Annotated in this window: 28 protein-coding genes and 1 other RNA gene; 11 read left to right on the top strand and 18 right to left on the bottom strand. The window is 60.3% G+C overall.

Annotated elements, in window-relative coordinates:
- Positions 1–277 precede the first annotated feature (277 nt).
- Complete coding sequence (locus tag ASC96_RS02935; RefSeq protein WP_082511907.1) at positions 278–715, bottom strand: YqaA family protein; 438 nt, start codon at positions 713–715, stop codon at positions 278–280.
- 4 nt (positions 716–719) lie between these two features.
- A complete protein-coding gene (locus ASC96_RS02930; protein WP_060501123.1) occupies positions 720–1,001 on the bottom strand; it encodes a SelT/SelW/SelH family protein in 282 nt (93 codons plus the stop codon).
- A 189-nt stretch (positions 1,002–1,190) separates the two neighbouring features.
- Here ASC96_RS02930 and ASC96_RS02925 point away from each other — a divergent pair, with 189 nt between their 5' ends.
- Positions 1,191–1,640 carry a DoxX family protein gene (locus tag ASC96_RS02925; RefSeq protein WP_082511906.1) on the top strand — a complete coding sequence of 150 codons (450 nt, stop codon included), beginning with the start codon at positions 1,191–1,193 and terminating at the stop codon, positions 1,638–1,640.
- Positions 1,641–1,779: 139 nt separating this feature from the next.
- On the opposite strand, the gene infB is transcribed toward ASC96_RS02925, so the two are convergent.
- The 4 genes from infB to rimP all read right to left on the bottom strand — a co-directional run bounded on the left by infB (position 1,780) and on the right by rimP (position 7,608).
- Entirely contained in the window at positions 1,780–4,488 is a 2,709-nt protein-coding gene (infB, locus tag ASC96_RS02920) for a translation initiation factor IF-2 (protein ID WP_060501121.1), read from the bottom strand.
- 104 nt (positions 4,489–4,592) lie between these two features.
- The gene (locus ASC96_RS02915) at positions 4,593–5,279 is read right to left on the bottom strand and encodes an RNA-binding protein (protein WP_060501119.1); all 687 of its coding nucleotides are present in this window, start codon (positions 5,277–5,279) and stop codon (positions 4,593–4,595) included.
- 45 nt (positions 5,280–5,324) lie between these two features.
- A complete protein-coding gene (gene nusA, locus ASC96_RS02910) occupies positions 5,325–6,932 on the bottom strand; it encodes a transcription termination factor NusA (RefSeq protein WP_060501118.1) in 1,608 nt (535 codons plus the stop codon).
- Positions 6,933–6,990: 58 nt separating this feature from the next.
- Positions 6,991–7,608: a ribosome maturation factor RimP gene (gene rimP, locus ASC96_RS02905; protein WP_060501116.1), complete on the bottom strand. Its 618-nt coding sequence runs from the start codon at positions 7,606–7,608 to the stop codon at positions 6,991–6,993.
- A gap of 268 nt (positions 7,609–7,876) precedes the next feature.
- Between rimP and ASC96_RS02900 the strand changes: the two genes are divergently transcribed.
- The 3 genes from ASC96_RS02900 (at position 7,877) to ASC96_RS02890 (ending at position 10,432) form a co-directional block, all read left to right on the top strand.
- Complete coding sequence (locus ASC96_RS02900; protein ID WP_060501114.1) at positions 7,877–9,505, top strand: MFS transporter; 1,629 nt, start codon at positions 7,877–7,879, stop codon at positions 9,503–9,505.
- Positions 9,506–9,669: 164 nt separating this feature from the next.
- A complete protein-coding gene (locus ASC96_RS02895; protein WP_060501112.1) occupies positions 9,670–10,011 on the top strand; it encodes a metalloregulator ArsR/SmtB family transcription factor in 342 nt (113 codons plus the stop codon).
- A complete protein-coding gene (locus tag ASC96_RS02890) occupies positions 9,998–10,432 on the top strand; it encodes an SRPBCC domain-containing protein (RefSeq protein WP_060501110.1) in 435 nt (144 codons plus the stop codon). The genes ASC96_RS02895 and ASC96_RS02890 overlap by 14 nt, the downstream gene beginning before the upstream one ends.
- Positions 10,433–10,469: 37 nt before the next feature.
- Here ASC96_RS02890 and ASC96_RS02885 read toward each other — a convergent pair whose 3' ends face one another.
- Positions 10,470–11,690: a lytic murein transglycosylase gene (locus ASC96_RS02885; RefSeq protein WP_060501444.1), complete on the bottom strand. Its 1,221-nt coding sequence runs from the start codon at positions 11,688–11,690 to the stop codon at positions 10,470–10,472.
- Between the two features lie 227 nt (positions 11,691–11,917).
- Entirely contained in the window at positions 11,918–12,523 is a 606-nt protein-coding gene (gene recR / locus ASC96_RS02880) for a recombination mediator RecR (RefSeq protein WP_060501108.1), read from the bottom strand.
- Between the two features lie 58 nt (positions 12,524–12,581).
- On the opposite strand from recR, the gene ASC96_RS02875 reads away from it, so the two are divergent.
- Both ASC96_RS02875 and ASC96_RS02870 read left to right on the top strand, forming a co-directional pair.
- Positions 12,582–13,193 carry an MOSC domain-containing protein gene (locus tag ASC96_RS02875; protein WP_060501106.1) on the top strand — a complete coding sequence of 204 codons (612 nt, stop codon included), beginning with the start codon at positions 12,582–12,584 and terminating at the stop codon, positions 13,191–13,193.
- A gap of 249 nt (positions 13,194–13,442) precedes the next feature.
- Complete coding sequence (locus ASC96_RS02870; RefSeq protein WP_060501104.1) at positions 13,443–14,285, top strand: DUF2865 domain-containing protein; 843 nt, start codon at positions 13,443–13,445, stop codon at positions 14,283–14,285.
- Between the two features lie 15 nt (positions 14,286–14,300).
- Here the strand turns inward: ASC96_RS02870 and ASC96_RS02865 are convergent, their stop codons facing one another.
- The 3 genes from ASC96_RS02865 to ffs all read right to left on the bottom strand — a co-directional run bounded on the left by ASC96_RS02865 (position 14,301) and on the right by ffs (position 16,708).
- Complete coding sequence (locus tag ASC96_RS02865) at positions 14,301–14,624, bottom strand: YbaB/EbfC family nucleoid-associated protein (protein WP_060501442.1); 324 nt, start codon at positions 14,622–14,624, stop codon at positions 14,301–14,303.
- Between the two features lie 38 nt (positions 14,625–14,662).
- Positions 14,663–16,543 carry a DNA polymerase III subunit gamma/tau gene (locus ASC96_RS02860; RefSeq protein WP_060501102.1) on the bottom strand — a complete coding sequence of 627 codons (1,881 nt, stop codon included), beginning with the start codon at positions 16,541–16,543 and terminating at the stop codon, positions 14,663–14,665.
- Positions 16,544–16,611: 68 nt separating this feature from the next.
- Positions 16,612–16,708: signal recognition particle sRNA small type (gene ffs / locus ASC96_RS02855), an RNA gene on the bottom strand.
- Between the two features lie 104 nt (positions 16,709–16,812).
- Here ffs and ASC96_RS02850 point away from each other — a divergent pair.
- Together ASC96_RS02850 and nudC are read left to right on the top strand one after the other, a co-directional pair.
- Positions 16,813–17,217, top strand: coding sequence for an HIT family protein (locus ASC96_RS02850; RefSeq protein WP_112834706.1), 405 nt, complete (start codon positions 16,813–16,815; stop codon positions 17,215–17,217).
- Positions 17,218–17,219: 2 nt separating this feature from the next.
- On the top strand, positions 17,220–18,194 hold the full coding sequence (gene nudC / locus ASC96_RS02845) for an NAD(+) diphosphatase (protein WP_060501100.1): 975 nt from the start codon (positions 17,220–17,222) through the stop codon (positions 18,192–18,194).
- A 57-nt stretch (positions 18,195–18,251) separates the two neighbouring features.
- On the opposite strand, the gene ASC96_RS02840 is transcribed toward nudC, so the two are convergent.
- From ASC96_RS02840 to ASC96_RS02830, 3 genes are all read right to left on the bottom strand, one after another.
- The gene (locus ASC96_RS02840; protein WP_060501098.1) at positions 18,252–19,328 is read right to left on the bottom strand and encodes a porin; all 1,077 of its coding nucleotides are present in this window, start codon (positions 19,326–19,328) and stop codon (positions 18,252–18,254) included.
- 155 nt (positions 19,329–19,483) lie between these two features.
- On the bottom strand, positions 19,484–20,338 hold the full coding sequence (locus ASC96_RS02835; protein ID WP_060501438.1) for a prephenate dehydratase: 855 nt from the start codon (positions 20,336–20,338) through the stop codon (positions 19,484–19,486).
- Between the two features lie 12 nt (positions 20,339–20,350).
- Positions 20,351–21,103: a 3-deoxy-manno-octulosonate cytidylyltransferase gene (locus ASC96_RS02830; protein WP_060501096.1), complete on the bottom strand. Its 753-nt coding sequence runs from the start codon at positions 21,101–21,103 to the stop codon at positions 20,351–20,353.
- Positions 21,104–21,260: 157 nt separating this feature from the next.
- Here ASC96_RS02830 and ASC96_RS02825 point away from each other — a divergent pair, with 157 nt between their 5' ends.
- Positions 21,261–21,959, top strand: coding sequence for a cytochrome c family protein (locus tag ASC96_RS02825; protein WP_060501095.1), 699 nt, complete (start codon positions 21,261–21,263; stop codon positions 21,957–21,959).
- A gap of 96 nt (positions 21,960–22,055) precedes the next feature.
- Here the strand turns inward: ASC96_RS02825 and ASC96_RS02820 are convergent, their stop codons facing one another.
- Positions 22,056–23,000, bottom strand: coding sequence for an AEC family transporter (locus ASC96_RS02820; protein ID WP_060501436.1), 945 nt, complete (start codon positions 22,998–23,000; stop codon positions 22,056–22,058).
- Positions 23,001–23,140: 140 nt separating this feature from the next.
- Here ASC96_RS02820 and ASC96_RS02815 point away from each other — a divergent pair, with 140 nt between their 5' ends.
- Both ASC96_RS02815 and ASC96_RS02810 read left to right on the top strand, forming a co-directional pair.
- On the top strand, positions 23,141–23,395 hold the full coding sequence (locus tag ASC96_RS02815) for a DUF982 domain-containing protein (protein WP_060501093.1): 255 nt from the start codon (positions 23,141–23,143) through the stop codon (positions 23,393–23,395).
- 76 nt (positions 23,396–23,471) lie between these two features.
- Positions 23,472–23,729: a BON domain-containing protein gene (locus ASC96_RS02810; protein WP_060501091.1), complete on the top strand. Its 258-nt coding sequence runs from the start codon at positions 23,472–23,474 to the stop codon at positions 23,727–23,729.
- 136 nt (positions 23,730–23,865) lie between these two features.
- Here ASC96_RS02810 and ASC96_RS02805 read toward each other — a convergent pair whose 3' ends face one another.
- The 3 genes from ASC96_RS02805 to ASC96_RS02795 all read right to left on the bottom strand — a co-directional run bounded on the left by ASC96_RS02805 (position 23,866) and on the right by ASC96_RS02795 (position 25,639).
- Entirely contained in the window at positions 23,866–24,048 is a 183-nt protein-coding gene (locus ASC96_RS02805; RefSeq protein WP_060501089.1) for a hypothetical protein, read from the bottom strand.
- Positions 24,049–24,058: 10 nt separating this feature from the next.
- Positions 24,059–24,256, bottom strand: a complete 198-nt coding sequence (locus ASC96_RS02800; RefSeq protein ID WP_347360118.1) for a hypothetical protein — start codon at positions 24,254–24,256, stop codon at positions 24,059–24,061.
- A gap of 126 nt (positions 24,257–24,382) precedes the next feature.
- Positions 24,383–25,639 carry an alpha/beta hydrolase gene (locus ASC96_RS02795; protein WP_060501085.1) on the bottom strand — a complete coding sequence of 419 codons (1,257 nt, stop codon included), beginning with the start codon at positions 25,637–25,639 and terminating at the stop codon, positions 24,383–24,385.
- Between the last annotated feature and the right edge of the window lie 55 nt (positions 25,640–25,694).

The following is a 25,694-nucleotide window of genomic DNA, read 5'->3' as shown; positions in this document are numbered from 1 at the left end:
ACAGCTGGGACGCCGAATGACATCAAATTTGCAGCCGGATGGCCACGAAAGCACCAATAAACAAAAATACTGGCCGTTATGTGAAGCAGGAGTACCGACCAAGTAAACCCCTTCCGGTGAAATGCGGAACCAGATAGCGGGATTTCGAAATTTCGTTCTTGGCTAAGTGCTGAGCGGATGCTTTCTCATAGCGGCGTCTGCAGAAGGACTAATCTTTCTAAACGGCGCATGTTGGACAACGCGGCGGAACATTCTTCGCTTTTGACTTGAGCGGCGGTCAGGTGGTCAACGTGTCCCACGCCCATAACAACACCGCATAGCGCGCCGCCTTGCCAATCGTCACATAGACAATGAAGACAGGGAAAGGGGTACGCAGAAGCCCCGCCACCAGCGTCAGCGGGTCGCCGACCACGGGCAGCCACGAGAATAGCAGGATAGGCCGGCCATAACGGCCAAACAGCGCCTCTGCCCGCTTCCGGTTGAGCGGGCTGACCGGAAACCAGCGGCGATGCTCGAAACGCAGCAGAAAGCGGCCGAGAACGAAATTGACAACCGCGCCCAGCACATTACCCGCCGTCGCGGCCAGAAAGAGAGCGATGATCTGCGCATCCGGTTGCCGGGCGGCAAGGATCAATGCGGCTTCGGAGACGCCGACCAACAACGTGGCGGAGAGAAAGGCGGCGCTGAAAACGCCGAAAAGCAGACTTGCGGTCAAGGTGTCAGGTCCGGTCGGTGTGGCCGAGATCGCGTCCTGGTTCGATCACGTCGCGAACGCGCTGCTTCAATTCCTTCGGCCCCGGAAAGCCGCCGTCGCGCTTGCGTTCCCAGATCAGCGTCTCGCCGACATGGATTTCAAAATTGCCGCCGGTGCCGGGAATGAGGGCGACTTCGCCCAGGCTGTCACCAAAGGTGGAGAGCAGCTCCTGCGCCATCCAGGCAGCACGCAGCAGCCAGTTGCACTGGGTGCAGTAGAGAATGGCGATACGTGGCTTTTCTGTCATGGCGGTTTCCGTAGCGATATCAGGCTGGCGGACGTTATCCATCGGCGGAGGAGGCCGCAACAGCACGTGATCAAGAATGCCTCACAACATTGTTAACTAAATTTATCATGTTTTGGCGGGAGCCTTCCTTGATTGGTGCAATTTTCGCGGCAACAGAATGCGGCGTTGCAAAAATCAAGAGGAGCCAACATGACTGACCTTACATCGACCCGGCCGCCAGCCATGCTGCCCGCCCTGCAGCGGTTCTATCTGCCGCTCGATACGACGGCCGAAACATTGCTGCGCGTGGTTGCCGGCGTTCTGCTCGTCACCCACGGCTATGGCAAGATCATCAATCCAATGGGTGCCGTCGGCATGGTCGAAAGCCTGGGCTTCTACCCCGGCGTCTTCTGGTCACCGCTGCTGGCCGCGACGGAATTTTTCGGTGGCATCCTGATCGCGATTGGGCTTTTCACCCGCCCGGCATCCTTTGCCGCGATGATTGTGCTGCTGGTGACCGTATATTTCCACGGCGTCGTGAAGGCTGAGGGCCTGGGTGGCGCCGAGAAATCCATCCTCTGGGCCGCGATTTTCTTCTTCTTCGCAATCCGTGGTTCCAACACCCAGTCGGTTGATGCGAAGATCGGTAAGCAGATCTAAGACTTGAACGATTGGCGCGCCGCGGGTGGAAACATTCGTGGCGCTTTTTTGCCTGAATTCTTCTGATTGGCGGCAAGCCAGACAGAAAAATGGCGGCCGAAGCCGCCATTTTGAAACGATATGTTTAACCCGGAAGCGCTTACAGCGTGCGGGTAATATGCTCGACGCGGAAGCACTCGATCGTGTCTCCGGCGCGGATATCTTCGTAGTTCTCGAAGGCCATACCGCATTCCTGGCCCATCGGCACTTCGGAAACTTCGTCCTTGAAGCGCTTGAGGGTCTTGAGCTTGCCTTCGTGGATAACGACGTTGTCGCGAACCAGACGCACACCTGCACCGCGTTCGACCTTGCCTTCGATGACCCGGCAACCCGCGACCTTGCCGGTCTTGGTGATGTTGAACACTTCCAGGATTTCGGCATTGCCGAGGAAGGTTTCGCGGCGTTCTGGCGACAGCAGGCCCGACATCGCTGCCTTCACGTCATCCACCAGATCGTAGATGATGTTGTAGTAGCGGATCTCGATACCGGCGCGTTCTGCGGCCGTGCGGGCCTGGGCGTTGGCACGAACGTTGAAGCCGATGATGGCCGCGTTCGATGCTTCCGCCAGCGAGATGTCGGATTCGGTGATACCACCGGCACCCGAATGCACGATGCGGGCACGAACCTCGTCGGTTCCCAGCTTGTCGAGTGCGCCGGCAATGGCTTCGATCGAGCCCTGCACGTCGCCCTTGATGACCAGCGGGAATTCCTTGAGGCCGGTATTCTGCAGCGTCATCATCATCTGCTCGAGCGAGCCGCGCTGACCGGTTGCGCGGGCAACGGCCTTGTCGCGGGTCAGGCGCTGGCGATATTCGGAGATTTCGCGAGCACGGCTTTCGTTCTCAACGACAGCGAACTTGTCACCCGCCAGCGGCGTACCGGAAAGACCGAGGATCTCGACCGGCATCGACGGAGGCGCCTCCTTGACGTGTTCGCCCTTGTCGTTGACCAGCGCGCGCACACGGCCCCACTGATCGCCGGCAACGATAATCTGGCCAGGCTTCAAGGTACCCTTCTGAACGAGAACGGTGGCAACTGCACCACGGCCGCGATCGAGCTGGGCTTCAACGACGGTACCTTCTGCCGTGCGGTCTGCATCGGCGCGCAGGTCGAGGATTTCGGCCTGCAGCAGGATGGCTTCGAGCAGCTTATCGATGCCGAGGCCGGTCTTGGCCGAGACTTCGACGTCGAGCACTTCGCCGCCCATGGTTTCCACGAACACTTCGTGCTGCAGCAGCTGGTTGCGCACCTTCTGCGGATCGGCTTCGTGCTTGTCGACCTTGTTGATCGCCACGATGATCGGAACGCCGGCAGCCTTTGCGTGGCTGATGGATTCGATCGTCTGCGGCATCACGCTGTCGTCGGCCGCCACCACGAGGATCGCGATGTCGGTCGCCTGGGCGCCACGGGCACGCATCGCGGTAAAGGCGGCGTGGCCGGGGGTGTCGATGAAGGTGATCTTGTTGCCGTTCTGCTCGACCTGATAGGCGCCGATATGCTGGGTGATGCCACCGGCTTCGCCCGATACGACATGGGTCTTGCGGATGGCATCGAGCAGCGAGGTCTTGCCGTGGTCGACGTGACCCATGATGGTCACGATCGGCGGGCGCGGCTGCATATCGCCATCGTCCTTGGCGCTGAACAGGCCTTCTTCGACGTCGGATTCCGAAACGCGCTTGACAGTATGGCCAAATTCGCCGGCGATGAGTTCTGCAAGGTCGGCGTCGATGACGTCGCCCGGCTTCATCATCTGGCCTTCCTTCATCAGGTACTTGATCACGTCGACGGCCCGTTCAGCCATACGCTGCGACAGTTCCTGAATGGTGATGGTTTCCGGCAGGATAACCTCGCGCATGACCTTTTCGCGGGTTTCCTGCATCTGGCTGCGGCGGAACTTTTCCTGCCGGCGGCGCGTCGCAGCCATCGAGCGGCCGCGCGGATTGCCGTCGTCATCGAGAGCGGCAGTCAGTGTCAGTTTGCCCTTGCGGCGTTCTTCTTCCGTCTTCGGACGGGCAGGAGCTTTGGCAGGCTCCGGACGGACGACCTTGCCGCGCACCGGTGTGGTGGCGCCACGGTTCGGACGAGCTTCGTCATCCTCGCCTTCCGTCTTGCGGCGGGCACCAGCGGCCGGGGTGGCTGCTGTTGTTGTAGTTGCAGGCTTTGTTGCCTGGGCGCGGGCCTGATCTTCCGCCTTGCGCGCAGCAACGGCGGCGGCTTCCACTTCGGCGGCCTTTGCCGCTTCAGCTGCGGCCTTTTCGGCTTCGCGTTCTGCAGGGGTTCGGGCTGCCTCTTCGGCGGCGAGACGGGCTGCTTCAGCCTGTTCGGCCTTCAGACGCTCGGCTTCTTCAGCGGCACGGCGTGCCTCTTCGGCAGCGCGGCGCTTGGCGTCTTCGGCATCGCGGATCTGGGCTTCGGCCAGCGCACGGCGGCGGGCGTCGATCTCACCAGCAGAAAGCTGGTTGAGAACTACACCGACCCGCGGACGGTTGCTGTTATCCTGGCGATTGTCCTGCTGACGCGGCTGCTGCTGTGGCTGGGCCGGGCGCGCAGGCTGTTGCTGCTGCGGCACAGGTGCCGGGCGCTGCGGTTCGACCACGCGTGCCACAGGGGCAGCAGGTGTTGCGATCGGAACGACCGGCTTCTCGTCTTCCGGCCGCATAGGCCGCCGCTTGCGCGTTTCGACCACGACAGCCTTCGTGCGGCCGCGACCCATGTCCTGGCGAACAGTTCCCTGACTCACCCCGGAAGGCTTCAGGGTAAGCGTCTTCTTGGCTCCGCCGAATGTCTTGTCGTCGTTGTTGTCGGTCATTCCGTTCCGTTCCTAAGATCAGGGCCGGATGCGTATCACCAGACCCCGCCGTTCAATTTCTGTTTTGCAATCGCGGTTGTGCCGGCCTTCGCCGGTGACCCCCGTCATTGTGTCGGCAAGCCAGATTCGGCGCCAACGGCTCGAGCAGGGACGGTTCCCCGATATCGTTCGAGCATGTTTGCGCGCTTCACTACACCCTCACCCGCCTGCCCTGCAAGCGCTGCGGCATGGATAAAAGCATTCTGGCCTAAAAGCCCTTCCATTTCAGCCTCGGTAAAGAAGCGAAAGGAGGGTATTTCCTGTCCATCATCGACGACAAAGCTCATCGCTTTGCGCGCCTGGTCTATCTTTCGCACCCCATCGGCTGCGGCATCCACCGCATGGAATGTGGCGAGCGCCGCCAGTCCACGCACGGCTTGCTCGACCTTCGAGGCGCCGGTGATGAACTGTGCCGCCTTGCGCGCCAGGTTCATCATGCCGCCAAGCTGCATCGACAGCAGCCGGTCCACCTCATCGGCAAGCTCCGGTCCGGCGGTCACATCCGCCTTCTTGAGCCCGCGGGCAAACAGCTTCCTGGCGATTGCCTTTTCCAGCACCGCCCGCTCCGCCGTTACCCAGCAGCCGCGACCCGGCAGCTGCTTCTTCAAATCCGGCACCACCCGGCCATCAGGCCCGGCAACAAAGCGGATCAGCGTTTCCGGTGTTCCGCTCTGCCGTGTCACGATGCACATGCGGCCATTCACTGCTTCACCATCGATGTCCCCGGCAGGGTCCTTGTCTTCAATCAACATGGCGATCTTCAAGCAGCATCAGCTTGATTCACGGTCAGAACGCCTTCAGGCGTCCTGTTCCGCGCCTTCCACGACTTCGAGCGCTTCTTCTTCGCGTGCCAGGTCTTCTTCGGTGATCCAGCCGGCGGCAAGACGCGCCTGCAGGACCATGCGTTCGGCATCGATGCGGGAGATTTCGAGCTTGGAGAACAGGCCTTCAAACTTCTTCGTCTCGCCGTCCTTGCGTTCCGACCAGCCGACGAGATCGTCAGCGGCGCAGCCTGCAAAGTCTTCCATAGTCTTGATGCCGTCTTCACCCAGCGCAACCAGCATCTGGCCGGTCATGCCGTTGATCGAGCGCAGGTCGTCGGAAACGCCGAGGGCGACGCGCTTGGCATCCATTTCGGCTTCCAGGCGCTCGAGATATTCGCGGGCGCGGGTCTGCAGTTCGTTGGCTGTGTCCTCGTCGAAGCCTTCGATCGAGGCAATTTCGTCGAGTTCGACATAGGCAAGCTCTTCGACGGCGGCAAAGCCTTCCGAAGCCAGAACCTGGCCAACCATCTCGTCGACGTCGAGGGCTTCCATGAACAGCGCGGTGCGTTCGTTGAATTCCTTCTGGCGGCGTTCCGATTCTTCGGCTTCCGTCATGATGTCGATATCCCAGCCGGTCAGCTGCGATGCGAGGCGGACGTTCTGGCCGCGGCGGCCGATGGCCAGCGAGAGCTGTTCATCCGGAACCACGACTTCGATGCGCTCTGCATCCTCATCGAGAACGACCTTGGAGACTTCAGCCGGCTGCAGCGCGTTGACGATGAACGATGCCGGATCCTGGGACCACGGAATGATATCGATCTTTTCGCCCTGCAATTCGCCGACAACGGCCTGAACGCGCGAACCGCGCATACCGACGCAGGCACCGACCGGATCGATCGACGAGTCGTTCGAGATGACGGCGATCTTGGCGCGCGAACCCGGGTCACGGGCAACCGAACGGATCTGGATGATGCCGTCGTAGATTTCCGGAACTTCCATGGTGAACAGCTTCACCATGAACTGCGGATGGGTACGCGACAGGAAAATTTGCGGGCCGCGCTGTTCGCGGCGCACGTCGTAGACATACGAGCGGACGCGGTCGCCGTAGCGCATGTTTTCGCGCGGGATCATTTCGTCGCGGCGGATGATGCCTTCACCACGGCCGAGATCGACAATGACATTGCCATATTCGACGCGCTTGACCGTGCCGTTGACGATTTCGCCGATGCGATCCTTGAATTCGTCGAACTGGCGGTCCCGCTCGGCTTCACGCACCTTCTGGACGATGACCTGCTTGGCCGATTGGGCGGCGATACGGCCGAAATCCATCGGCGGCAGCGGGTCGGCGATGAAGTCGCCGAGAATGGCGTCCGGATTGCGGTCGCGGGCCAGTTCCAGCGGAATCTGGGTCGAGTAGTCTTCGGCGTGTTCGACGACTTCGAGCAGGCGCTGAAGCCGGATTTCGCCGGTCTTGGAATTGATGTCGGCGCGGATGTTGCTCTCCGAACCGTAGCGCGAGCGGGCGGCCTTCTGGATCGCGTCGGCCATGGCGGCCAGAACGATTTCGCGGTCGATCACTTTTTCGCGCGCGACGGCATCCGCGATCTGCAGAAGTTCGAGCCTGTTAGCACTCACTGCCATATTAAAGTCTCCGTCTGATTGCCGGGGCCTCACTTGGAAGCGTCCCACGCCCATGAACTCAATTGATCGGCGAATCTTCGTCTTCGAAGTTTTCGTTGGCAGCCTGGGCTGCCTTTGCCTTCTTGTCTGCTGTCAGCGCATCGCGGATCAGGTCATCCGTGAGGATCAGCCTGCCTTCGGCCAGCGCCGTGAAGGGAATGACCACGCGCGGCTCTTCGCCGGGGGCCGGTTGATCGCGCTCGATCGTAAAACTTTCGTCGTCGGCCGACACGATTTTACCGCGGAAACGCTTGCGGCTGTCAACCAGGACCGACGTTTCGAACTTGATCAGGTGGCCGGACCAGCGAGTGAAATCGGACTTGCGCACCATCGGCCGGTCGATTCCCGGCGACGATACTTCTAAATGATACTCCCGATCGACCGGATCTTCCACGTCCAGAACCGGCGAGATCGCCGTCGAGATCGCTTCGCAATCGTCCACGGTCATAGTGCCGTCAAGCCGCTCGGCCATGATCTGCAGCGTTGCGCCATTCTGCGAGGACAGGCGCACGCGCACCAGTTGATAGCCCATCGGAATGAGCACGGGCTCGACGATGTCGGCGATGCGCCGATCGATCCCGGTCTCGGTGACCAGGCGTGGTTCCTGTGTGTTTTCTGCCGTTGTCGTATCGGACAAACGATGCTCTCCCAAAACATCGGTAATAAAAAAGAGCGGGTCCTGACGGGCCCACTCTTCATCAACCGATCAAGAATTTGAGGGTCATATACGCTCGATTGTCGGCAAATGCAAGGTATCCCGCTGTCAGGCCTGCAAAACGCGGATTCAGACCGTGAAGTGGTGAAATCCTGCCGATGGCAGCGCTTTTACTTGCCCGGCCTGTCATCTGGCTTAGATTGGGCGTCACAAAGACGATTCAAATCACAGACTAGGGTGGGAAAGCGCGTTGCCGCACAGACTATCGCCATTGGCGCCGTTCAAGCACGATACGTTCCGGGTTATCTGGGTGGCAAGTCTTGCCTCCAATTTTGGCGGACTGATCCAGGCCGTCGGCGCCGCCTGGATGATGACCTCGATTACGGATTCCGTGAACATGGTGGCGCTGGTGCAGGCCTCGACCTCGCTGCCCATCATGCTGTTTTCGCTGATTTCCGGCGCGCTTGCCGATAATTTCGATCGGCGCCGCATCATGCTGGTTGGCCAGTGTTTCATGCTCTGCATCTCGGCACTTCTGACGCTCTGTGCCTATTTTGGCATTATTACGCCCTGGCTGCTGCTGTTATTCACTTTCCTGATCGGCTGCGGCACGGCGCTCAACAACCCTTCCTGGCAGGCTTCGGTCGGCGATATGGTGCCGCGCGACGTACTGCCGGCTGCGGTCGCGCTGAACAGCATGGGGTTCAACATCACCCGCTCGGTCGGCCCGGCGATCGGCGGCGTGATCGTCGCGGCAGCCGGGGCCGCCGCGGCTTTTGCTGCCAATACGCTCAGCTATTTTGCCATCATCTACGCACTGTTGCGCTGGCGCCGCGAAGAAACGCTGTCGGCGCTGCCGCGCGAATCGATGGGCCGGGCGATCTCCGCCGGTCTGCGTTACGTCGCCATGTCGCCGAATATCGGCAAGGTGCTGGTGCGTGGTTTCGTCTTCGGTCTGTCCGCCAGCGCCATTCTCGCTCTTCTGCCGCTGGTTGCCCGCGATCTGGTCGCCGGCGGACCGTTGACCTACGGCATCATGCTGGGTGCCTTCGGCCTTGGCGCCATCGGCGGGGCTCTGCTCAGCGCCCGGCTGCGGGAGCACCTGTCGAGCGAATGGATCGTGCGCATCGCCTTTGCCGGTTTTGCCGTCAGCAGCGTGGTGACGGCGCTCAGCCCCTATGGCTGGCTCACCAGCCTTGCGCTTCTTCTGTCGGGCGCCGGCTGGGTACTGGCGCTGTCGCTGTTCAATACCACCGTGCAGCTCTCGACGCCGCGCTGGGTGGTTGGCCGCGCGCTGTCGCTCTACCAGACCACCACCTTCGGCGGCATCGCTTCAGGCAGCTGGATGTGGGGGCAACTGGCCGAAAGCCACGGCCCGGCAAATGCCTTGATCGTCTCGGCCTGTCTGATGATCGTCGGCGCTGCCATCGGGCTGCGCCTGCCGCTGCCGGAGTTCCAGTCGCTCAATCTCGATCCTCTCAACCGGTTTTCCGAGCCGCTTTTGAAGCTCGACCTCAAGCCGCGCAGCGGCCCAATCGTGGTGATGATCGATTACGAGATCGCCGACGGCGACGTGCCGGAATTCCTCACCGCCATGGCCGAGCGCCGGCGTATCCGCATCCGCGACGGCGCCGGCCAATGGGGATTGATGCGGGATCTGGAAAACCCGACCACATGGACCGAAACCTATCACGTACCGACCTGGGTGGAATATGTCCGCCACAACCAGCGCCGGACACAGGCGGATGCTGAGATTGGCGACCGCCTGCTCGCCCTGCATCGCGGTGATACCGCCCCCCGCGTGCACAGAATGATCGAGCGCCAGACGATTCTTCCTTACGAATATGAGCGCTACAAGCAGCAGATGGACATGCACTGAGCGCTCTGCAGTGTCCGTTATTGCTCGAAAGGCCGGTTTGCAACCCGCATACCGGCCTTTCTTCACTTGCTCCATCAGGTCCAAAAACCGGGAAAGCTGATAATATTCACCCGTATGGTTGACTATAGCCCTTGTTTTGTATATTCAACTGTTAGGGTGAATGAATGGACGAAGATGATCTGTCACGGGTTCTCAAGGCCGCCGGCGATACGACCCGGCGACGCATCCTGACGCTGCTTGTTCAGGAAGGTGCATTGAGAGTGACGGCGCTCGCCGCCCATTTCGACATGTCGCTGAATTCCGTCTCCAAACACATCAAGGTGCTGGAGGAGGCCGGACTTGTCACCCGCCGGACCTTGGGCCGCGAGCATTTCATCGCAGCCGAACTCGATCCGCTGAAGCTGACAGAAAACTGGTTCGCGCAATTGAAGTCCATCTGGGAATTGCGCCTGACGGCGCTCGAAAACCTACTCGTTTCAAAGGATGAAGACAATGAAGGAGCTTGAGCTGACGGTCAGCCGCACAATCGCGGCACCGCGCGAAAAAGTGTTCAACGCCTGGCTTTCACCGGTGATGCTGGCAAAATTCATGGCGGTGCCTTCGGGGGGAGCCGCGCAGTCCAAAGTCACGAACGATCCGGTGAAGGGCGGCCGTTTCTCGATCGTCATGGTGACGGCCGAGAAAGACATCCCACATGCGGGAATCTATCTTGAGATAGACCCGTTCTCACGCCTTGCCTTCACCTGGGAGTCGCCGTACTCGCTCGACGACAGCGTCGTCACCATCGATCTCGCTGAAGTCGATACCGGCACGACGGAAATCACCCTGAAACAGGTGAAATTCAAATCCGAGGAAGCGCGGCGAGGCCACGAACAGGGCTGGACGGCGATCCTGAATCTGCTCGAAACCAGCCTCTCCGCCGCCTGACAATTATGCCGGACGAAATTGAACACGGTTTCGCCCGCTATAGTTTTCCCAACAGGCTTTTTTGCGGGAAACATGTCGGCTCGATGCCGTTCTTTGCCTGCCAGGCGCCGATCGAGCGCCGGGTCTTGTAACCGGCCAGACCATCGGCCTTGCCTATATCATAGCCCTGTTTTTCCAGCGATTTCTGCATCTTCAGGACGTCTGAGCGGAGCATCTTGCCGACATCGCCGAACTCACGCCTGAAAGCGCCGCCACCCGAGGCGATCCGGTCGGCCAGGTTGCCGATGAACAGCGCATAGAGGTCGGAGTTGTTGTATTCCTTGATGACGTAGAAGTTGGGCGTGACGATGAATTCCGGGCCATGGCGGCCGGCCGGGACCAGCATCATGCCATCGGCCTTGGCTTCGCTGGCCGGAAACGCCTTCCCGGAGGCGCGTTCGATGCCATCGGATGCCCATTGCGAGATCGGCTTGGCCAGGTCTGGGCCTTCCTGCGCGCAAGTGACGTTCGCAGGAATATAGACCTCGAAACCCCAGTCGCGGCCACGCTGCCAGCCTTTTTTCGACAGGTAATTGGCGATCGAGGCCAGCGTATCGGGCGTCGATTTCCAGATGTCACGGCGGCCGTCGCCATCGAAATCGACGGCATATTTGAGGAAACTGGTCGGCAGGAACTGTGGTTGGCCCATGGCGCCGGCCCAGGAGCCGCGCATGTCGGCCTCCTTCACGTCGCCGCTGTCGAGAATGTGCAGCGCCGCGATCAGCTCGCGCTTGAACAGATCGCCGCGGGTCGACATGAAGGCCTTAGTGGCAAGCACATCCATAATCGGATGCGGGATTTTCGCCCGGCCGAAGCCGGATTCGCGGCCCCAGATAGCAACGACGATCGGACCTGGAATCCCATAGGTCTTCTCGATCCGCCGGAGCGTCGCAGCATTTTCCTTGGCAAGGGCGCGGCCGGTCGCCGCCAGGCCCTGTAGCCGCTGTTCGGAAAAATAAGCACCGGGCGAAGAGAACTCCGCCTGGCTCTGCTTCTGTTCGCCGGGTGGCTTGCTGCCTGGAGGCACAAGGTCCGGCAGGTCCCAGTTGAGCTTCACATCGGTGAAGGCAGCCTTGAAGGCGGCGGCGGAGATGCCCGATTTCTGCGCCTGCGGCCACAGATCGGTCTGCAGCCATTGGCGGAATTGAGATTCGGTTTCGGCTTTGGAGGCCGCGAGGACGGGGATCGGGGAGAGTGCGAGGATTGCCGCAACTATCATCGTCAGTGTTCGCTGCGCCTTACCCCCCTCTGTCGGCGCCGACATCTCGCCCTCAAGGGGGGAGATTGGCCTCGGACTTATTGCCCGCCTTACCACCGAGGATGCGAGGGAAAAGAATGATCTCCCCCCTTGTGGGGGAGATGTCACCTCCGGGTCTTGCCTGCGGCAAGCCCGAGGACCGGCTCTGTGACAGAGAGGGGTAGGGCTCGGCACATTCAAAAGCGTCCTCAAATCGCCGTCCTCGCCCTCAAGGCCGCTGTCAGCGTGCCTTCATCCAGATAATCCAGTTCGCCGCCCACCGGCACGCCGTGGGCAAGCCGGGTGATCTTGACGCCGAGGCCGTCGAGCTGGTCGGTAATGTAGTGGGCTGTCGTCTGGCCTTCGACGGTGGCGTTGACGGCGATGATCAGTTCACGCACGCCGCCCTTGCTCACCCGCTCGACCAGACCCTTGATGTTCAGGTCGTCGGGCCCGACGCCATCGAGCGGCGACAGCGTACCGCCAAGCACATGATAGGCCGTGTTCATCGCGCTGGCGCGCTCCAACGCCCAGAGGTCGGAGACGTCCTCGACGACGATGATGACCGAATTGTCGCGCCGGTCGTCGGAACAGACGCTGCAGGGATCGATCGTGTCGACATTGCCGCAGCACGAGCAGATGCGCACCTTGCGGTGGGCTTCGCCCATGGCGTCGGCCAAGGGACCCAACAGCTGATCCTTCTTCTTGACCAGATGAAGGGCGGCGCGCCGGGCCGAACGCGGCCCGAGCCCGGGCACCTTTGCCAGGAGCTGGATGAGTTTTTCAATTTCGGGACCGGTGACTCGCTTTGCCATGCGGCGGTTCTACTCCATATCTCCCGGGAACGGAATCGCTGAAAAGAAAGTGCCGCCCATGAAAATCGTCGCCGTCTGCACCGGCAATGCCGAAATCCTGCCCGGTAAATCCTACCGGACCGGCATCTTCAAGCATCCGGTAGAGGCAGGCATCATGATCGACCGTGAGGGATTGATCGGCGACAAGATCTGCAATCGCAAACACCATGGCGGCGTCGATCAGGCCGTCTATGCGCTGGGCTCCATCGATCTTGACTGGTGGTCGAAGGAACTTGGCCGCGCTCTGGAACCGGGAATTTTCGGCGAAAATCTGGTGATCGACGGTGCCGATAGCCGCAAGATTTCTGTCGGCGACCGGTTTGTCATCGAGACGGTCGAGCTTGAGGTCACGTCAGCCCGCATCCCCTGCGCCACATTGGCTGGTCGCATGGACGATCCCGGCTTTGCCAAGCGCTTTGCCAGGGCAGGACGGCCAGGGTTCTATTGCCGCGTTCTCAAGGATGGCGTCGTTCAGGCAGGGGACGCCGTCACCTATCACGCCTATTCCGGTATGCCGGTGCTGATGCCGGAGTTGCTGCACACATACGGCAAGAACCTCTCCGATGAAGACCGCGCCCGCTACATCGCGGCGCCGATCCATTACAAGCTGAGAGCCATGATTAGCGGTTGAGCCGCGTTCGTGCTACTGCCTGCGACCTTAACCATTCGCTGAAGTTCCGCTTCCTTTCAACCCGGCCTCAACCTATGAGAACCCTTGTCGCGCAGGGCATTTTTCCTGATGCGAGAGGTCGATGCCTGTACAGACACAGCGAGAACACAGCGAACTTGGCAATGACAGGGGCGCCGGGACAGCTGCGTCTATGGCTGGAACGTGGCAAGGGTTTTCCACATGAGCGGGTTCACAGGAACTGCAGATTGCTTGGGACGAACGACCGCGATCGTTGCGGCCGCCTTCCTGATGCTGGCGGCCGATGTGAGCGGCGCAGAGGCCGGACAGTGTTCCGCGTCAAGAACCTCGGGCGGTCCCGAATTTTCGCGGCTGCAACGGCAGATCGCGGCCAACCGGGCGTTCCAGGTGAAATATAGCTGTGCTGCCAGCAAAACCTTTGCCTGCCGCGAGATTGCTGGCCGCATCGCGGAAACGAGCGCCCGCCTGGCCGCTCTGTCTGGCGTTTCTCAGCAGGTTTGCGCGAAGCAGGCCGTCGCCGAGCGCGCTCCGCTTCGTCGGCCGGTTCCGGCTGCGGCCCGTGGCGTAATGGCAGGCTACGCTCTGCCAAGGATCAGCGCCAAGATCGAAACACGATGTGTCCGGCTCTCGGACGGCTATTCTTTTCCGACACCCAATTCCGGTTACAACACCGCCGGCGATATGGAGGCGATCGCGGCACAGTGCAAATTCATCTGCGATGATCCGGCGATGGATGTTTACAGGATAACGAGTGCTGGGAATACCGATGAGATGATCTCGGTAACGACGGGTGCACGGTATGCCGAACTGCCGCATGCCGGAGCCTACCGGACGGCATCGCCGCTCAAGACCTGCGACATGAACCGGTTCTACAAGACAGTGCTGGCAAAGACACCGGTTACCGGCGCCGCTGTTTCAGGCACCGGGATCGTCGAGGCGGCGCAATCGGCAGAAGATGCCGTCATGGATGTGGCGCTGCTCGGCGATACCAGCCTTCGTGGCACAACAACCTTCGTGCCCGCGCCGCCGCGCAAAATCCGCATCGTCGGCGCGGCTTTTCTACCTGAAGAATGAGGCGATGCTAAACGCCTAGAAAGGCAGCTTCATGCCGGGCGGGATCGGCAGGCCGGCGGTCAGCGCCTTGGTCTTTTCGGCTGTGATGGCTTCCGCCTTGTCCTTGCCGTCCTTGTGAGCGGCAACGATCAGGTCTTCGAGGATTTCGACATCGTCTTCCTTGAACAGCGACGGGTCGATCTTCAGGCCCTTGAGGTTGCCCTTGCCGTCCATGCGCACGGTGACGAGACCGCCGCCGGAAGAACCATCGACTTCAAGCGCAGAAATCTCTTCCTGCATCTTCTCCATCTTGGCCTGCATTTCCTTGACCTTGCCCATCATGCCCATGATGTCGCGCATCGTCATGTCCTCTTCTGAATGTCTCGATAAATCTAAAACTAGTGCTCGATATCGTCGCCGGGAAGGATGTCGCCATCTGCGGATTCGGCAGCGGCCATGGCCACCGGCTCGTTTTCCTCTTCCGGTTCCGGTCCCTTGATCCGCACGTCGGTGATCTTGGCGCCGGGGAATTTGGCGAGAATGGCGGCAACGTCCGGATCCTGGCGTGCGTCGCTGACGCGCTTTTCCTGCGCTCGCGTTTCGGCCTCAAGGAGAGTCGGCTCGCCGGGCTCGCGGCTGAGGATGACCATCCAGCGGATGCCGGTCCAGTCCTCAAGCTTCTTCTGCAGCTCGGCAACCAGCGTCTTCGGCGCGTCTTCCGGCAGGTTGATTTCCAGCCGTCCGGGCTCCAGATTGACCAGCCGCACGAAACCGCGCACCAGCGTTTTCAGCTTGATATCGCGGTTTGTGCCGCAGAGTTCGGCGATGTCACTGACCGAACGCAGGGCGACCTTGGGTTCGGCTTTGGCAACCGGCGCTTCGATGGGCCGTTGCTCGATCTGTCCGACAGGCATGGCCTGTGGTGGTGCGACGTCCGGCACGGCGCGCAGCATGGTTGCGCCATTGCCGGTTGCCCGCTGCGCCGGCGGCATGTCATTGCCACGCGCCTGGATGGAGTTTCCGCCAAAGGCCTGCGCGCCGCCGCCATTGCCGCCGTTCGGGGCAGATGGCTGACGCGGAGCATCGCCGCTGGAAAGTTCGAGCAAACGCCGGGCTGCATCTTCCGGGGAGGGAAGGTGGGCGGCATGAGCAAGCCGGATCAGCACCATCTCGGCGGCACCGGCCGGGCGCGACGAGCTTTCCGTTTCCGGAATGCCCTTCAACAGCATCTGCCAGATGCGCGACAGCGTGGTCACGGCGATGCCGGACGAAAATTCCGCGCCCCGGGTGCGCTCGATTTCGCTCAGCGACTGATCGTCGACTGCATCGGGAACATATTTCAGCCGGGTGACAAGATGGGTGAAGTCGGCGAGGTCGGTCAGCACCACGGAAGGGCTGGCGCCCGCCTCGTATTGCCCGGCAAATTCATTGAGGGCGGCAGCCACGTCGCCTTTGACGATGTGCTGGAAGAGATCGACGATGCGGGCGCGGTCGGCAAGGCCGAGCATCGAGCGCACGGCTTCGACCTCGACCACGCCGCCACCATGGGCGATGGCCTGGTCGAGCAGCGACAGGCCGTCGCGCGCCGAGCCTTCGGCAGCGCGGGCAATCATCGCCATGGCATCCGGATCGGCCGAAATGCCTTCCTTGCCGAGAATGGTGGTGAACAGGCCGACGAGATCGGACGCGCCGATGCGGCGCAGGTCAAAGCGCTGGCAGCGCGACAGGACCGTGATCGGAACTTTTCGGATTTCGGTGGTGGCGAAGATGAACTTCACATGCTCCGGCGGCTCTTCGAGCGTCTTCAACAGGCCGTTGAAGGCCTGGGTCGAGAGCATGTGCACTTCGTCGATGATATAGACTTTGTAGCGTGCCGAAACCGGACGGTAGCGCACCTGCTCGATGATCTCGCGGATATCGTCGATACCGGTATGCGAGGCGGCGTCCATCTCGATCACGTCGACATGGCGGCCTTCCATGATCGCCTGGCAGTGCTCGCCGGGAATGCGCAGGTCGATCGTCGGCTTGTCGATCTCGGGCGTCTTGTAGTTCAGCGCACGGGCAAGGATGCGGGCGGTGGTGGTCTTGCCGACCCCACGAACGCCGGTCAGCATATAGGCCTGCGCGATCCGGCCTGTCTCGAACGCATTGGTGAGCGTGCGCACCATCGGTTCCTGGCCGACCATCAGGTCGGAGAAATCCTTGGGCCGGTATTTGCGCGCAAGCACGCGGTAGGCGGCGGGTTTTTCGGATGCCGGGATCAGACTATCTTCGCTCATCGCCCTTTTTTCCCCAAGACGGGGCCGCTTGGCTGCAAATCGTGTCCAGGAAGGACAGAAAGAAAAGGGTGGGAGGCTGGCACGATGACCCGTGCCTGGCTCGTTGGGGCTGCTTCCTTCCGGACCTGACCCGGTTGGCGAGTGGCTCGTCCACCACCAACCTCCCGGTTCTCATATCGGCAATATCGAAACCAAATGCAAGCCACGCCTTCAAAAAACTGCTATCGTTGTTGAAACAAAAGAAAAATCACTGTTCCCGGGAGACCCACTTGCCTGCCTTCGAGATTGATGAACGCCTTCAGCGCGATGGATTGCTGATCACGACGCTCGGCCTTTGCCAGTTGCGGATCAACAATGACTGCCGCTGGCCGTGGCTTGTGCTCATTCCGCAGCGTGATGGCGTGTCGGAAATCTTCGATCTGACGCCGCTCGATCAGGCGATGCTGACTTTCGAAACCAACATGGTGGCAGCCGCATTGAAAAAAGCGACAGGGGCAGCGAAGATCAATGTCGGCGCTCTTGGCAATATCGTCCGTCAGCTTCATGTTCATGTCATTGCCCGCAACGAGGGTGATGCCAATTGGCCGGGGCCGGTCTGGGGCTTTGGTTCGGCTGAACCCTGGGACGGCGAGGCGCGCAAGGCATTCGCAGCACGGATAGTGGAAAATCTCTGACCATGACGAAATCGATCTTCGATCTGCACAGCCCGCATCCCGAGCCGAGCACGCTCGTCGCCTTTTCCGAAAATCACCTGGACAGACAATCGGAACATCGTCCCGACGATTGCGTCGAAGTGGCTTTCCGCAAGGACGGCGCTCATGTCTTTGCTTTCTCCAGCGGCAAACTGGTCGTCAAGCATGACGAAAAAATCATCGACCCGCTGTTTGCCCCCTATGAACTGGCCGGTCTGGAACCGGTTCTCGACGATGCCATCCTGCTCGGTTTCCTGCCCAACGGTGAGCCGCGTCTGGCGGTTCCCATCAGCCTCACCGAAGAGACGCTGCCGGAACCCTTCAAACTCGCCGATGGCCGCACACTCTATCGCCAGCAGATGCTGACGGACGAGCTGCTTGGCCAGTTTGCGCAGGCCTCAAGCCTGCTCACCTGGAACGCCACCAATCGCTTTTGTGGCAAATGCGGCTCGGTGATGGAAGGCAAGGCCGGTGGCTACCGGCGCGTCTGCAGCGCCTGCAAGCACATGGTCTTCCCGCGCACCGATCCTGTCGTCATCATGCTGACGATCGATCTGGAGCGTGACCTCTGCCTGCTGGGCCGCAGCCCGCATTTTCCCGAAGGCATGTATTCCTGTCTCGCGGGCTTCGTCGAGCCGGGCGAGACCATCGAAAACGCTGTCCGGCGCGAGACGCTGGAGGAGTCCGGCATTCGCGTTGGCCGCGTGCGCTATCACGCCTCGCAGCCCTGGCCGATGCCGCATACGCTGATGATCGGTTGTTATGCGGAGGCCAAATCCCGCGATATTCATGCCGATGATCAGGAACTGGAAGACTGCCGCTGGTTCACGCGCGACGAAACGGCCGCGATGCTGGCACGCAATACCGGCGTGACGCTGGCGGCAGGGGAGTTGGGGCCGCCGCCGAAGGGCGCTATCGCTCACCAGCTGATGCGCGACTGGCTGGACTGGCCGCGCTGAAACGCAGTCGGCGCCCGCTGATCGCGGACGCCGGCGGTCTCAATTTCATAACTCGAATCAGAAGTTGCGTTGCAGACGGATCGTGCCGCCAATGGCGCTGCCATGGCCGCGCTCGCCGTCGAACTCGGTGTAGTTGATTTCAGGCTGGAATTTCAGGCCCTCCACAACCGCGTAATCGATGTTCAGAGCGGCCGCGAATGTACCGTCATCCTCGTAGGCACCCTGGACGTTCAGCGAAGCCTTGTCCGTCAAGTTGGCAGCAAAGCCACCCCATACGGCCCAGTCACCGAGCCACGGGCCGTAATAATTCAGCCGTCGTGTGCCGCCGGGACCCTTGTCATTGTCCCAATCTGACTGGTAGCCGCCCATCACCCAGGCGGAAAACACATCGTTGAAAGCGACATCGATGCGAATCTTGCCGCCGAAAGCCTCGGCGTTGGTATCGTAACCGCCGATGAAGGCGATGCCTGTGCCTTCATTCTGGAAATAACGCAGACCGCCGATGATGTGCGGAAAGTCATGGCCGTGATACAAGCCCGTGGGTTCGGGAGCAAAGCCGGTATCGTAGCTGCCGGCCCCTTCTTCCAGGCCGATCAGGGCGGAAAAGCCGATATCGCCGCCATAGACATAGCTGATCTGGTTCGTCCGGTCGCCCGTATAGTCGATCACATCGTCGTTGATGATATTGCCCGCGGAGTTCAGCCAGATATCGTAGCGCGAGTCGCCGTAGCCGGCACGAAAGCCAGCAATCTGGATGAACGCGGCATTGAGATAGGTATCGACATCGTTGATGTTGTTTGCGTCGCTGCGCAGTTCGATGAAACTTTCCAGAGTTCCGTATTCTGTGTCGGACTTCGCATCAAACGTCAGCGTGCCGCGGGTGAAGGCATCCCAGCCGTTGCTCTCGCCCGAATAGGGGCTTTCACCATAGTTGGAATCGAAGCGGACGTAGCCGCCGATCTTCAGGCAGGTTTCGGTTCCGGGAATATAGAAATAGCCTTTCCCGAAAGCCTCGCAAACGCGAACATATTCCATGGGTTCTGGTTCGGCGGCGACGATGGCATCGGCGGCCTGCGCCCCGGTGGAGATCATCAAAGCGGCGGAAGAGCAGAGAAGAAGAGTTCTGATTGCCATTATCGACCTTTGCCGCGCCTTTGCTTGGGGCGCCTGTCGTTACCGGGAAGGCATGGCGGGCTTCGAATCAGACAGCGCGCCATGCGACGAACAAGTTCGCCACAAAACAATCACGTTTTCGCTTTCATTTCCAGCCGCTAATTCTCGGGGGGTATTTACAGAACCAAGCGCATTGGATGGGCTGCATAGGAACCCAGTATCCGAACCTTTTCGGAGAAATACCGCAACTCGTCCAACGCTTGGCGGACATTCGCGTCGTCCGGATGCCCCTCGATATCGGCATAAAACTGGGTGGCAATGAATTTGCCGCCGAGCTGATAGCTTTCCAGCTTGGTCATGTTGATGCTGTTGGTGGCAAAGCCGCCGAGCGCCTTGTAGAGAGCGGCCGGGATGTTACGGACATTGAAGACGAATGTGGTCACGATAACTTCGCTGTCCGCCTGCCGCTTGATGTGCTTCGGGTCACGCGAAAGGATCACGAAGCGCGTTACGTTGTTTTCCGTGTCCTCGACATTCTCGGCGACAATGTCCAGCTTGTAGAGATCGGCGGCAAGCCTTGGGGCAAGCGCAGCCATCGACCGGTCGCCCATTTCGGACACAAGCTTGGCCGCGCCGGCGGTATCGCCCGCGACCACCGGCTTCCAGCCATTGGCCCGCACGATCTTGCGGCACTGGCCAAGCGCATGGATATGGCTATGCACGGTGCGGATCTCGTCGCGCGAGACACCCGGAAGCACCATCAGCTGGAAGCGGATCGGCATGAAATACTCGCCGATGATATGCAGCCGGGATTCGGGCAGGAGATGATGGATGTCGGCGACGCGGCCCGCGATCGTGTTCTCGATCGGGATCATCGCGAGGTCGGCTTCACCGTTCTCGACTGCCAGAAAAGCATCCTCGAAGGTCTGGCAGGGCAACGGTTCCATGTCCGGGAACATGTCGCGGCAGGCCATGTCGGAATTGGCGCCGTAGTCGCCCTGAAAGGAAATCCTGTTCGTCTTGGTGATCATCGCAATGTCCAATCAGGCTTTGACAGAAAGAAAACGCCGGGCCTTTTCCAGGTCGGCGGGGGTGTCGACCCCAAGCGGTATCGATTTGACGATCTCTGCATCGATGCGCATGCCGGCCTCAAGCGCCCGCAACTGCTCCAACGATTCGCGCTTTTCCAGCGTTGAAGGCGGCAGCGAGACGAATTTTTCGAGCGCGACACGCCTGTAGGCGTAGAGACCGATGTGATGGTAGAGCGGGCCGTTGCCATGCGGCGCGGTAGCGCGGGTGAAATAGAGCGCCTTCAGCCGCGTCTGCGACAGCGGCGATCCGACAACCTTCACGACGTTGGGATTGGTCTTTTCGTCCTCGTCTTCGATCTCGACAGTCAGCGTGGCGATATCGACATCCGGGTTTTCCAGCGGCCGGAGCGCAGCGCGAATGGTTTCCGGTTCGATGGTCGGCAGATCGCCTTGCACATTGATGACGATCTCGGCCTTGCGCTCCGGGTCGCTTTTCAACAGCGCCTCGTGGATGCGGTCTGAGCCGGACTGATGGTCGATGCGGGTCATGACTGCCTCGAAACCTGCAGCGGTCACAGCATCGAACACGTCCTGATGATCGACGGCGACAACGATCCGGCCGGCTTGCGCGTCCTTCGCTCGCATGGCGACCTGGACGATCATCGGCAGGCCGCAGATGTCGGCCAGTGGCTTGCCCGGCAGCCGCGTCGAGGCCATGCGCGCAGGGATCAGAATCAGGGTTTTGTCCAAATTGTCGCTGTTCATGCTTAGGCCTTCAAAACGTGCCGGAAAAGTGTCAAAAGGACTCAAGACCGGGGCTTATAATGTCTGTTGCAACGCAAAGCCAAAAGACATAGGTTCCGCGCGATTTCAAGAGAGGCTGGCGTTTTGTTCGCGCCGGTTGCAAGGGGAGCATTTGCGGATGAACTCATATGTAAACATGGGCGTGGGTGCCTTGCTCGGTACGGTCTTTGTTTTGATGTCCGTGTCGATTGCATCGGAAGGCATCTTCCATTCGGAAGTTCCCGAGAAGGAAGGTTTCGCCATCATCGCCGAAGAGGGCGGTTCGGAAGCTGGCGCTGGCGCCACGGCAGAGGTCGAAGTGGATATCAAGCCGCTGCTGGCAACGGCCGATGCATCGGCCGGCGAGACCGTCTTCAAGAAATGCGCAAGCTGTCACACCGTAGATAAGGGAGGGGCCAACAAGGTTGGTCCTAACCTGTGGGGTCTTGTCGAACGTCCGATCGCTTCGCATGAAGGCTTTGCCTATTCGGCGGGCATGAAGACATTTGCCGAATCCAACAAGACCTGGACCTACGATCACCTGAGCTTCTTCATCGAAGCGCCGAAGAAGCACGTTCCCGGCACCGCGATGGGCTTTGCCGGCGTCAAGAAGCCGGATGAGCGCGCCAACCTGATTGCCTGGCTGCGTGAGCATGCCGATACGCCGGTGGCGCTGCCGTCCGCAACCGCTGCAGCAGCGCCTGCCGCTGAAGGCGAAGCTGCAAAGCCGGCTGCCGAAGCCGAGGCCGCCAAGCCTGCAACGGAAGCCGAAGCTGCAAAGCCGGCAACTGAAGGTGAGGCAACGAAGCCTGCTACCGAGACCGCGCCTGCGCCATAAGGGCATGTCCAGGGCAGCAGTAGATTGAACAAAGCCCGGCCGATGCGCCGGGCTTTTTCATGTCAGAGGTTTCTCGGCCCGGTAGGGCCGCTGCCGCTAAAGCAGGATATAGGCCCAGGCAGAAACAGAGATGACGCCGAGTGCGGTGGTGATGGTGATCGTCGATGATGCAAGGCCGTGACCGACGTTGAAATGATTGGCAATCAGCCAGGCATTGACACCGGTGGGTACCGATGAGGTCAGCACCAGTGCTGCCGTCCAGTTGCTGTTGAGCCCGAGCAGCTGGCAGGCGCCGTAGACCGCTGCTGGCAGGACGATCAGCTTCAGCGTGCTGGTGACCGAGGCAAGGCCGGTATTGCCGGCGAGGCCGTATTTGTCGACCGCCATGCCGATCGAGATCAGAGCCGCCGGGGCGGCCACGCCTGCCAATTGATCGACAACGACCTTGACCGGGCCGTCGAGCGGCATGCCGGTGAGGTGAAACAGCGCCCCAAGCGCCAGCCCGATGACCAGGGGATTGCGCGCAAGATTACGCAATATGCCTTTGAGGAGCTTGAGCGGGCTCTGCCCCGGCTTGCCGCTGGTCTTGCGTTCGGCTCGCTCCATCAGGACCGTTCCGGCGATCATCATGACAGGCAGATGCACCGACAGCAGAATGGACAAGGCGACGACTCCTTCCTCACCGACGCTGCGCGAGACCAGCGGCAGGCCGATGAAAACTGTATTGGCAAAGGCGGAGGAAACTCCGGCCAGCACGCCAATGCGCGCATCCTTCTTGAAAAACAGCGTCGCTGCAAAATGCCCCAGCGTCCATGTCACGGCGACACCGGAGAAGTAAGCAACCCAGAGCGGCCAAGGCGAGCCATCCTTGAAATCGGCTTCGGCAATGGTGCGGAACAACAGAACTGGCACCGCGACCCGGAACACGAAATCGCCGAGCGCGTCTCCCACGGATGCCTTCAGGTAATTCATCCGGACGATCAGCCAGCCGAGCAGGATCAGGACGAAAATCGGCACGACATTCAGGAAGACATCGGACATCAGGCGTAGCCTCTTGGCAAAGTGAATGTTCGCCATAGACCCATTCACCCGGCTGTCGCAACCCGGCACGGTGCAACTATCGGATGAGGCGCATACTTCACGCAAGCCTCATGTGCCAGAGTGCAGAAGGAGGTTGCCAGATGATTGAAAAATGGTGGCAGGACCCGGTCATTCTCGAACTCGACGGGATAGGACGTTACCGCGTCATTCGTAACACGCGCGAAGCAGCGCAATGCCTTCTCGACAAGTGGCCGGTTCATGACGGTACGGCCTATAAGGCGGCGGTCCAGACGTGCCGCTATGTTTTACGCGGCGAGCAGCCGGTGGACTATGCCCGTCAGGACTTCATCGCTGCGGCCGTCGAGGCCTTCATTCATGTGCAGCCGGGCGCCTGAAGACCCTTTCGAGAGTTCTTCAAAAAGCGGAACATTCGGGAAAAGCTCGCGTTGTCCCCCCGGAAGGACAATTGCCATGCACAAGCAGATCTACATTCACCAGGATGATCATTCGGACCTTACCGATGACGAACTGGCCAGCAAGGTCATGCGCTATATTCAGTACTCGGTGCTGATTGATACGTCGGGCCTGTCTGTAATGGCTGTGGGTCGCACGGTTATTCTCAGTGGCTACGTGTCCTGTGCAGCCGAAGTCGGCTGCATCGAGCAGGCGGCCGCGTCCGTAATCGGCGTGCACCTCGTCGAGAATACGGTCGAGGTGATGCAACGTTGAGCGGGTGTTTTCAGCGCCGGTGACCGGCTTTGCCGAGGAAACCTGGCATGTTCCGGGAATTCCTTAGGCGCATAAAAGCCGGCTCGCGATCGGCAGCCGGTGTCTCGTTTTCGCTGACGGTTAGATGAAATTGTGCTCAGAGCGCGCCACCGGTTACCGGGTTGACTACCGGTCTTTCGCTTTCGTCCTTGCTACCCGCCGGTTGGATCATCGGCGGCGCTTTTGATTTTTCGTCGGCATGCGAAGGCTTGCCCGGCGGCCGGTGAACATCGCGGGGCTTCTTCTGCTCCGGTGTTACGTTGCTATCGTCGGTGGACATCAAAGCGTCCTCACGCCATGCCAGCGGGGTCGCCGGCCGGCAAAAGGGCGGGATTCAACACGGGGTCGTTGGGATTTTTCGTGTCGCCCTTATCGATCACTGGCGGCGCTACAGGTTTCTCCTGGGAACGATCAGGAAGTCCGGGGCTGGATTGCGGTCCGCGCGGGCCGTCGTCTTCTGGCACGAGGATTGTTGTCGGCATGATCATTCTCCTTTGTCGGAGTAAAACGATGCCCGGCGGTGGATGGTTCCAAAAAGAGTTTGCTCCGGAAGTCGGACATCAAACTGTTTCGCGAAGGAGTGCAAATATGTCCGGCCGAGAGGGCCGCTGTTCCTAGTTCAAGGGAGCTTTTTCACTCTGCAAATTCCCACCGACATCCGCCTTTTTCTTTTTCTTCGGAGGTGTCGTCAGGTTTCCGGAAATAAGATCGACCGGTGTAGCAACGGTCGTTGCGGCGACCTTGCCCACGGTGTTTACCGTACCGGCTACGATTGCCGTGATGCCGTCCCCAATGCCGACATCGGAATCCGTCAGGGTCTGACCGGTCACCAGCCGCTGGCCGATGAGCTGAACGATCTCGGGACTCTCGGCAAATTTCCCGTGATTGAGGCGATCGGTGGATTTCACCTTCGTCAGATCGACCACCGTGATGCCGGCCTCTTCAAGTTTGGTCTTGTAGGGTTCTTCCGCCGGATTGATCTGTCCGAGCCGCTGCACATCGCCGGAAATATAGCGCGACAGCGCCAGAGCCCGATCATCCTGCGAGACGAAGATGGTGAAATTGGGTTTGTTTGCGCCGAGCTCGGTCCATTGCCTTGAGAAGACGTCGACATCGATATCCGGAGAGGCGAGAACGATGTTTTCAATCTTCTTCGGAAGACCACCGTCGCGGATCGCCATTTGGCGGATTGATTCCATCGCCAGCCAGGTTCCCATCGAGTGGGCAAGGATGGTGATGTCCTTGATGTTTTTGTCCGCGACCAGTGCCTTCAGCGTGTTTTCCAGCGAGGTGCGTGAGTAGTTTGTGCTTTCCTTGTCGTAATTGTAGTCGAACACCTTGGCACGGGACGGCCATGTGAAAAGGACAGGCGTCACGTTCGCGCCGGAATCATGGACGATCTGAGCAAAACGGAAGACCGAATCCTCATAGGTATTGTTGAAGCCATGGATGAAGACCATCGCATGGCCGCCGTTGGAGTGCTTGCGCACCCATTCATGTCCATCCTCAATAGTTTCCAGTGGCTTGACGCGCACGACGGCAAAGTCAGTCTCCGGATTCGGCGGTAGCTTCTTCGGCCATTGCACTGTTCCGGAGGCGCGAACCTTGTCGGATGGAATGGAAACGGCAACGTCCGTGATCGTTGGGTGCGGGCTGCGTTCCCCGGTAAATAGCGTTGCCGGATCGTCAGATGGAAGCCGGCTGGTTGCCACCAGCATATCCACGACAGCGTTGCCCTTGGGCTCGGCAGCCAGATTGAGCGGCTGCATAACGCCTTTAGCGTGGCCACCGCAGGCGGTAAGCGTTGCAACCAGAGACAGGGTGATGGTCACGCGCCCGAGGAAACCCCGGGATGAAGACGTAACAGGCATGCCGATTAGTACAGAGGTCATGGATACGCTTCCGACAAGAACACAAGATTTGACA

This window comes from Rhizobium sp. Root1204 (genome assembly GCF_001424965.1).
Classification (GTDB): domain Bacteria; phylum Pseudomonadota; class Alphaproteobacteria; order Rhizobiales; family Rhizobiaceae; genus Pararhizobium.
Note: the sequence above shows the minus strand (reverse complement) of the source record. Positions and strands in the feature narration are given on the sequence as shown.